We start from the raw sequence: 8,093 nt of genomic DNA, 5'->3' as shown, positions 1-8,093 counted from the left end.
TTAGTGGGTGAAGTGGTTGATGCCCTGCTTCCAGGAAAAACTTCTAAGCTTCAGGTAATAGTGAATCGTACTCTAAACCGACACAGGTGGTCAGGTAGAGAATACCAAGGCGCTTGAGAGAACTCTGGTGAAGGAACTAGGCAAAATGGTACCGTAACTTCGGGAGAAGGTACGCCGGTTTTGGTGATGGGACTTGCTCCCTAAGCTGAGGCCGGTCGAAGTGACCAGGTGGCTGCGACTGTTTATTAAAAACATAGCACTCTGCAAACTCGTAAGAGGACGTATAGGGTGTGACGCCTGCCCGGTGCCGGAAGGTTAATTGATGGGGTTAGCTTCGGCGAAGCTCTTGATCGAAGCCCCGGTAAACGGCGGCCGTAACTATAACGGTCCTAAGGTAGCGAAATTCCTTGTCGGGTAAGTTCCGACCTGCACGAATGGCGTAACGATGGCCACGCTGTCTCCACCAGAGACTCAGTGAAATTGAAATCGCTGTTAAGATGCAGTGTACCCGCGGCTAGACGGAAAGACCCCGTGAACCTTTACTACAGCTTTGCACTGAACTTTGAGCCTATTTGTGTAGGATAGGTGGGAGGCTTTGAAGCAATGACGCTAGTTGTTGTGGAGCCGTCCTTGAAATACCACCCTGGTATGTTTGAGGTTCTAACTCTGGTCCGTTATCCGGATCGAGGACAGTGTATGGTGGGTAGTTTGACTGGGGCGGTCTCCTCCCAAAGAGTAACGGAGGAGTACGAAGGTGCACTCAGCATGGTCGGAAATCATGCAATGAGCATAATGGTATAAGTGCGCTTGACTGCGAGACAGACATGTCGAGCAGGTACGAAAGTAGGTCATAGTGATCCGGTGGTTCTGTATGGAAGGGCCATCGCTCAACGGATAAAAGGTACTCCGGGGATAACAGGCTGATACCGCCCAAGAGTTCACATCGACGGCGGTGTTTGGCACCTCGATGTCGGCTCATCACATCCTGGGGCTGAAGCCGGTCCCAAGGGTATGGCTGTTCGCCATTTAAAGTGGTACGCGAGCTGGGTTTAGAACGTCGTGAGACAGTTCGGTCCCTATCTGCCGTGGGCGTTGGAGATTTGAGAAGAGTTGCTCCTAGTACGAGAGGACCGGAGTGAACGAACCTCTGGTGTTCCGGTTGTCACGCCAGTGGCATTGCCGGGTAGCTATGTTCGGACGGGATAACCGCTGAAAGCATCTAAGCGGGAAGCCTCCTTCAAGATAAGATCTCCCTGAGGCCTTGAGCCTCCTGAAGGGCCGTGGAAGACTACCACGTTGATAGGCTGGGTGTGGAAGCGTTGTGAGGCGTTGAGCTAACCAGTACTAATTGCCCGTGCGGCTTGACCATACAACAGAGATGGTTACTAACGACTAGCCAAGCTAGCGGATTGTGAGTTAGAGACATACGATCGCTTGCGGTGTATTACTACAGATTGTTTTACCGACTTATTTGGGGTTATCGCCGGTCACCATCATGACCGAGGCAAACAGCGATAACACGGCAGGCCAAGCACATTGCTTATAAGACCAACGCCAACCCAAGCCAGTTTGCCTGACGACCATAGAGTTGTGGAACCACCTGATCCCTTGCCGAACTCAGAAGTGAAACGCAACATCGCCGATGGTAGTGTGGGGCTTCCCCATGTGAGAGTAGGTCATCGTCAGGCTTCTAATCCGAAAAGGGCCACCCAACAGGGTGGCCCTTTTTTTATGGCTGAAAAATATTTTAAAAAACAAAAATAAAAAAACTAAGAAAGGGAAGAAAGAGAGAGAGCAGAAAGTACTTGGCAAAAATTAAATAGAAAAAATAAAAGTAATTCTGAAAAACTTTAATGCTCAACTTTCTATTTAAAAAATCAGTCAGTAATTAAAAAAAAGAAAAACCTAAAACTACCTGAGCAGCTTAAACAGACGCTCTCCTAAAAAGCCTATAAAAATAGGTCTTTACCGACCTCCGTAGCAAACGCCTTTGCGTTCACTCAAAAAATAATCCAACAAAAATAACTCGCGTAAAAACCAGAAAAGTACCCATACCACTCCCGCCAAAAATTAAATTTAGCCGGTAAAAACATCGGTGATTTTTTAGTCTCTGCAGTAATCCCCTGTAACCACGGGGCCTGTAGCCCGTTTATTAAAGTTATGCACAACTCTATCCAGACTTTCTGTTAGTAACACCTGGCTGTGGAAATCCGCGCAAAAAGTGCTGCTTTTTTACCCGCCTTCAATAGAGCCAAGCAACCACGGGGCTGGCAGGGGATATCCCGGAGTTATACACAGCTCTATCCATGGTTTCTGTTGGTAACAAAGACGCCATAAAACGGACATCAGTTATTAACAGTGTTATGAGCGATAAATCTGTGGATTACTGCGGCTGATTGGTACGCCAGTATGCGAGGGAAGAAAAATTTGGGGATAAAAAAAGCCCCACTAGGTGGGGCTTGGGTGGGCTAGTAGGCAAATGCGTTATCTGGAACGAGATCAAAGTTCATATCATTCAAACTGAGGTCTTCCAGTGGAACCAGCTCGGCAGGGAGAGCAAAGCGTCGTGCGGCATTGTTCTGGTGCCAATCCAATACTTCAATGTCTGCTGACTCTTCTTGCTGTAGATCTTGTAAAAAGGTCTTCAGCTCAGTGGTGCTCGCAGTAATTAGCGATTGGTAGTCGTAGGTTCCCAATAGTTTAACGAAGCGGTATTCATCTTTGGCATCTTCAATACGCAGCCAGGCCTGCCCATTGGAATTACCATCCTCGCCGAGAATAACCGGGCCGTGATCATCGTCGAATACTGGAACGAGCTGATAATCGGGAACAGGTAGTATTGTCCCAACCCAAACCCAACCAGAGAGGCTAGTGCGGCTTAATTGCCATTCACAGAGCCATACCGTCTGATCATTGTCTATGCGAAATTCCCGGTACTCCCTTTGGCTTAAATAGTTGTCAAAGCTCACTTCGGCATTGGGGTTATCTTTACGAAAACTATGAAGCTGTTGTGTCATTTCATAGTTTACTTCCCAATGCTTTTTCAAGCGCCATTGCATTGGGTATTGGCCCCATTCAACGATATATTCTTCGTGCTCGCGAACAGTTTCGACTACGCGCCAAAAGGCGCCGTCAATAAGGATGCAGGTATCCCCGAGCTTACAGCCCGGTGCAATGATGCTGCATTCAGGTGAGGCTTCGGATGCGCTCACTAAGTGTTCGCTACGCCCTTCAATAACGTCATACCAGGGAAATCCGTGACGCAATGGTGGCGGAAATGCCAATGGCGGCCGGCCACCAAGCAATCGTCGGAAGAGAACCGATTTTTCAATTTCAAGATCAGAAAGTGTATAGCCTTCCTGTTGTGTGATTTGGCCCCAGGCAAAGGCGGCTCGGATTAGGTGTTTTTCTCGGTCTGAAAAGCTCATGTGTGCAATCATGGGCAAGTAAATAAGAAACCATACCACTGTGCAGGGGTGGGCGCTAATGCAAATGCAAATATCTGACCTTTGTTGGATGACGACACCTTAGGAGCAGTTCGATACACTGGTTGAGATAAATTCGGTGGATAGGGGGTTGGCAGTGGTTTGGATACAGAGGTCGATCTTCGCGATCAGCTTGTTTATAGGGCTATCTCCAGCAGTTGCAGAAGAGAGAAAAGAGAATAACTTCGAGTCCTGCTACCTGGATGGCTGGAGCCATGCTCTGCGCTGTACAAAGATACCGGTTGGTGAAGGAGAAGCTGCAGTAGACCTAGCGGTAATGATAGCCCCAGCAGTTAATGACATTGGGCTGGAGCCACTTTATTTACTGGCCGGCGGCCCCGGCCAGGCAGCCAGTTATCTGACCCCGATTCTAAATGCCTTATATAAAGTTAATCAGAGTAGGGCGATCGTTCTTGTCGATAGACGCGGTTCGGGTTACTCGGCAGCACTTGACTGTGGGATCGACGGAGAAGTCCATATGGATCTGGAGGCGGTCACCGATCAATTCTCAACTTGCTACCTTGAAAACTCTTCCTTTGCGAAAGCCCTGCATAGCCGTCAAGCGGTTGATGATCTGGAGGAAGTGCGCCTCCAGTTGAGGCATAAAAAAATTGCTTTGTGGGGAGGTTCTTGGGGAACTCGCACCGCGCTTCTTTACCAGCAATGGTATCCCGAAAGTTTAAGTGTCCTGATCCTGGATGCTGTAGCCCCGATTGATTCAAAAGTTTTTCTTACTGCGCAAGCTGCTGAAAAGGCGCTGCTAAAACTGGAGAAAGACTGCAGTCAGGATCCGGTGTGCTCCGAATTTGGCGATTGGAGATCTGACCTGGATAGCTTGCTTAGGGACTGGGATGGAAGGGCAGCGAATTTCCCGGACCCTCACTCTGGTCGCACAATGGAAACAAGAGTTCCTCGTAGCTTCATACAAAACCTGATAAGGACCGCGCTCTACGCACCTGAAACGGCAGCGCAGTTACCATATGCTATTAGCCAGGCTGAGGAGGGTAATTATTTACCGCTATCGGGGTTGGTTGGACTTTTATCTGATGATGGAAGTATGTCTTTGGGGCTCACCTTATCAGTTGCTTGCGCTGAAGAATTAAATCGCACTACAGAGGAAGAGCTGGCTGCAGATATTCGCGATAGCTTTTTAGGTGATGCTTTTTTTGAGATTTTTGCTGAGGGTTGCAAGGTGTGGCCCGTATCTCCTATCACTTACGAAGTCCCGGAAGAAAGAAATCATCCTGTGTTAATTATTTCCGGGGAGGCTGATCCTATTACCCCACATTATTATGCAGAACAAAGCTTGGGGTATCTTTCAGAATTAAAACAGGTAGTGGTTCCAGGTGGTGGGCATATCAATAGTATGCGAGGTTGTATACCAAAGCTAATAGATGATTTTCTAAAATCTCCACTTGCTTCTTTAGATAGTGATTGTATTGCGGATATTCAGAGACCACCTTTTATGGCGGGTGCTTTTGGACCTGAAATTGATAAAGCGGTATCCAGTGAGTTGCTATCGAGCCAAGGGGATAACAAATGATTGCTGTTAAATCTATTCACAAGCAATTCTCTGGAAAGAAAGTACTCAAAGACCTGCACTTCAATATACCTGATGGCCAAATAACCGCTTTGCTGGGAGCTAATGGAGCCGGTAAAACTACTTGCCTGAGAATTATAACGGGGTTGGTAAAACCGGATGAAGGTACAGTATTTGTTAGTGGGCTTAATGTGGCCGAAAAGCCATTAGAAATAAGGCGGAAATTGGGCGTTGTCGGCGATCGTGAAGGCTTGTATGAACGACTTACTGTAGCGGAGTACTTATCATTTTTTGCCAGTGCGCAAGGATTATTTGGGACAGAGCTTAAGCGCGCATTGAATTCTGTTCGAGAAGAGCTGGAATTAGAAGATTTGTGGCAACGTCGGACAAAAGGCTTTTCCCAGGGGGAGAGAATGAAAGTGTCGCTGGCGCGGGCGCTAGTCCACCGGCCTACGCATTTGATACTCGATGAACCGACTCGTGGGCTAGATGTCCTTGCAGCGAGACTGCTGCGGAAAACACTTCTGCGGTTACGCTCTGAGGGCGTAGCCATTTTATTTTCCAGTCATATTATGGCTGAAGTCACTGAGTTGTCAGATAGAGTATTGGTGATGGCTAACGGTGCTATTGTCGATAGTGGTACCCCAGATGAGCTTGTAGAACGCACAGGCTGTAAAAACCTGGAAGATAGTTTCGTCACTCTGGCTTACGGGGTTAAAGGGGAGGTGATGGCATGAAATTTTTAAACCTATTATTTACTCCCGCCATGTCTGCTCTTCTGAAGAAGGAGTCATTAGAGGTTTGGCGTGACCGGCGAGCACTGTATTTGTCTGTGCTGTTTGCCATTTCATTTCCCGGAATGATCGCATCGATGACTCTGTTTATGTTTAAGTCCCAAGGGGAGAGGACTTTTCAGCTAGCGTTGTTAGGCGGTCAGGATTTACCAGTATTGGAGCAGCAGCTGAGCAAAGGGCGGGTGGAACTGGATAGCCTGTCAGAAGGGAGCCCGATAGCTTTACTTGATGAAGGTTACGATGCAGTTGTGAAAATTGACGAAGGTTTTTCTACCGATTATCGCAATTTCCGCAGCCCCAAGATTTATTTGTATGTTGATAGCTCCGATCGTTTCAGCGGGCAAGGCGCGAGTCATGTTCAACAAAAGCTGGGTGAGCTACAACAGCTCATTGTTCAACAAAGAATGGTCGCTAGGGGAGTCCCACTAAAAACAATGGCACCCTGGCAAGTCCAGGTCAGGGATGTCAGTACCCCGTCTACCCGCAGTGCCTGGATTGTTGGTTCAATACCGACACTCTTGATAATGACGCTGTTTATAGGTTGCTTGTCCTCGTCCATTGATGCCTCTGCCGGTGAGAGGGAGAGAATGAGTTTTGAAGTATTATTGCAGCAACCTCTGGCGGCCTGGCAGGTGGTCCTGGCCAAGGTGCTCGCTGTAGCCAGTATCAGTTGGTTATCTTCAATTCTTGCGTTAGTTTCGCTAATGGCTGTTTTTCCATTTTTGCCCTTGGCTGAAATGGGGATACAACATGCAACTACGCTGAGTGGCACGGTTGCTATGGCGCTAGCCCTGCTCCCACTGGCTCTATTGGTTGCCGTACTGCAAATATTGTTAGCGTTGCGTTCCCAGTCATTCAAAGATGCCCAAACTCAATTGAGTATATTGCAGATTTTACCTGTCACTATGTTGTTAATATTGGATATGTCATCCATAGAGCTAGAGGAGCCTGCCTGGCAGTTGGTCCCGCTGGTCGCGCAACAGCAGTGGTTTAAGGCTCTACTGGTTGGGGATACGGTCTCCATATCACTGATGATTGCTGGCTCACTAGTCAGCCTTTTATTGGTTGTTGGGTGTATATTAGGCGGTGCCCGAGCGCTGCAGCGAGAGAGTCTGCTCGGAGCTACCTAGCTTACTGATTTAGAGAGTTGTACCGGTATGAGTGACTTTCGTGAAGGGTTATTAAGTATCAACCTGAGGTCTATAGCAGATAACTATCAGGATCTGGCTAATCGCTTGAAAGCCGGCACCCGGTGCGGTGCTGTGGTTAAAGCGGATGCTTACGGCTTGGGAATGGCTCATGTTGCACCAGCGCTATACGCTCAGGGATGCCGCGATTTCTTTGTGGCCACCCAAGTCGAGGGGGAGCGCTTGCGCAGTGACCTCGGCAACGATGTGAATATAGTCATTTTTACCGGTGTCAGGCCCGGCGCTGAACTAGAGTGCGCTCGCGCGGGTTTGATCCCCACATTGTTTACTCTGGATCAATTGAAGAGCTGGGTTGAAATCTGCGAGAAAGCTCAGTTGGAGGCCCCTTGCGCCGTAAAAATTGATACCGGCATGACTCGGCTGGGATTGACCCCGGATGAGTTCGAATTGCTGCTCAAGGACCGCCCTCTCTTGGAGTCCGCCGATGTTCGGATGTTCTTCAGTCACCTTGCCTGTGCAGATCAGCCCCAGCATCCGCATAATAAGCTTCAGTTGAACGAGTTTAAGACCGCGGGCGATCGCATGCGGGAACTGTGCCCGGATATACAGCTCAGCCTTGCGAACTCATCCGGCATCTTTTTGGGTGAGGATTATCACTTTGATATTGCCCGACCGGGCTCCGCACTATATGGCCTTAACCCTGTCCCTGAGGCTGAAAACCCGATGCGTCCAACGGTGACTTTGGGCTTGCCAATTGTCCAAAAGCGCTATGTCAGTCAGTCCCGATCTGTGGGGTATGGTGCGACCCAGGAAGTTCCCGGAGATAGTTGGCTTGCGGTAGCTCGGGGTGGATATGCCGATGGCATTATACGAGCCCAAGGGGGGCGGGGGCGCGGATGGGGGCACGGCCGCCCTCTACCAATTGTCGGGCGTATATCAATGGACTCTACCACTTTCGATATTTCGGGGCTCAGTGAAGAGGAGCGGGGCTCCCTTCAGTCAATCGAGATTCTCAATGACCAGCTTACGGTGGATGAGGTCGCTGGGTATGCCGGGACTATCGGTTATGAAGTCCTGACGAGCCTCGGGCATCGCTATGGCCGCCATTATGTAAAAGGTTGAACAA

Annotated in this window: 5 protein-coding genes and 2 rRNA genes (1 of these 7 only partly in view); 6 read left to right on the top strand and 1 reads right to left on the bottom strand. The window is 48.9% G+C overall.

Features of this window, described 5'->3' with window-relative positions; translation table 11 throughout:
• Together ACJJIW_RS03870 and rrf are read left to right on the top strand one after the other, a co-directional pair.
• Positions 1 to 1,369 (top strand): 23S ribosomal RNA (locus ACJJIW_RS03870) (it extends 1,513 nt beyond the left edge of the window).
• A gap of 203 nt (positions 1,370 to 1,572) precedes the next feature.
• A 5S ribosomal RNA gene (rrf, locus tag ACJJIW_RS03865) occupies positions 1,573 to 1,688 on the top strand.
• Positions 1,689 to 2,468: 780 nt separating this feature from the next.
• Here the strand turns inward: rrf and ACJJIW_RS03860 are convergent.
• Positions 2,469 to 3,428: a hypothetical protein gene (locus tag ACJJIW_RS03860; protein ID WP_282934413.1), complete on the bottom strand. Its 960-nt coding sequence runs from the start codon at positions 3,426 to 3,428 to the stop codon at positions 2,469 to 2,471.
• A 154-nt stretch (positions 3,429 to 3,582) separates the two neighbouring features.
• On the opposite strand from ACJJIW_RS03860, the gene ACJJIW_RS03855 reads away from it, so the two are divergent.
• From ACJJIW_RS03855 to alr, 4 genes are read left to right on the top strand one after another with little or no spacing between them, the layout of a single operon-like run.
• Positions 3,583 to 5,028, top strand: a complete 1,446-nt coding sequence (locus tag ACJJIW_RS03855; RefSeq protein ID WP_444936724.1) for an alpha/beta fold hydrolase — start codon at positions 3,583 to 3,585, stop codon at positions 5,026 to 5,028.
• The gene (locus tag ACJJIW_RS03850) at positions 5,025 to 5,762 is read left to right on the top strand and encodes an ABC transporter ATP-binding protein (RefSeq protein ID WP_444936723.1); all 738 of its coding nucleotides are present in this window, start codon (positions 5,025 to 5,027) and stop codon (positions 5,760 to 5,762) included. The genes ACJJIW_RS03855 and ACJJIW_RS03850 overlap by 4 nt, the downstream gene beginning before the upstream one ends.
• On the top strand, positions 5,759 to 6,949 hold the full coding sequence (locus tag ACJJIW_RS03845; protein WP_444936722.1) for an ABC transporter permease: 1,191 nt from the start codon (positions 5,759 to 5,761) through the stop codon (positions 6,947 to 6,949). The genes ACJJIW_RS03850 and ACJJIW_RS03845 overlap by 4 nt, the downstream gene beginning before the upstream one ends.
• Positions 6,950 to 6,976: 27 nt before the next feature.
• On the top strand, positions 6,977 to 8,089 hold the full coding sequence (gene alr / locus ACJJIW_RS03840; protein ID WP_444936721.1) for an alanine racemase: 1,113 nt from the start codon (positions 6,977 to 6,979) through the stop codon (positions 8,087 to 8,089).
• The last annotated feature ends 4 nt before the right edge of the window (positions 8,090 to 8,093 follow it).

The sequence above is a fragment of the Microbulbifer maximicatervae (SeqCode) genome (genome assembly GCF_052467815.1).
The sequence above is the reverse complement of the archived record's forward strand: the minus strand, read 5'-3'. Positions and strand labels throughout refer to the sequence as shown.

Excerpts from the sequence above, each read along its gene's own strand:
- ACJJIW_RS03860 (WP_282934413.1), bottom strand. The coding sequence starts at position 3,428 with ATGAGCTTTTCAGACCGAGAAAAACACCTAATCCGAGCCGCCTTTGCC.
- ACJJIW_RS03850 (WP_444936723.1), top strand. The coding sequence starts at position 5,025 with ATGATTGCTGTTAAATCTATTCACAAGCAATTCTCTGGAAAGAAAGTA.
- ACJJIW_RS03845 (WP_444936722.1), top strand. The coding sequence starts at position 5,759 with ATGAAATTTTTAAACCTATTATTTACTCCCGCCATGTCTGCTCTTCTG.
- alr (WP_444936721.1), top strand. The coding sequence starts at position 6,977 with ATGAGTGACTTTCGTGAAGGGTTATTAAGTATCAACCTGAGGTCTATA.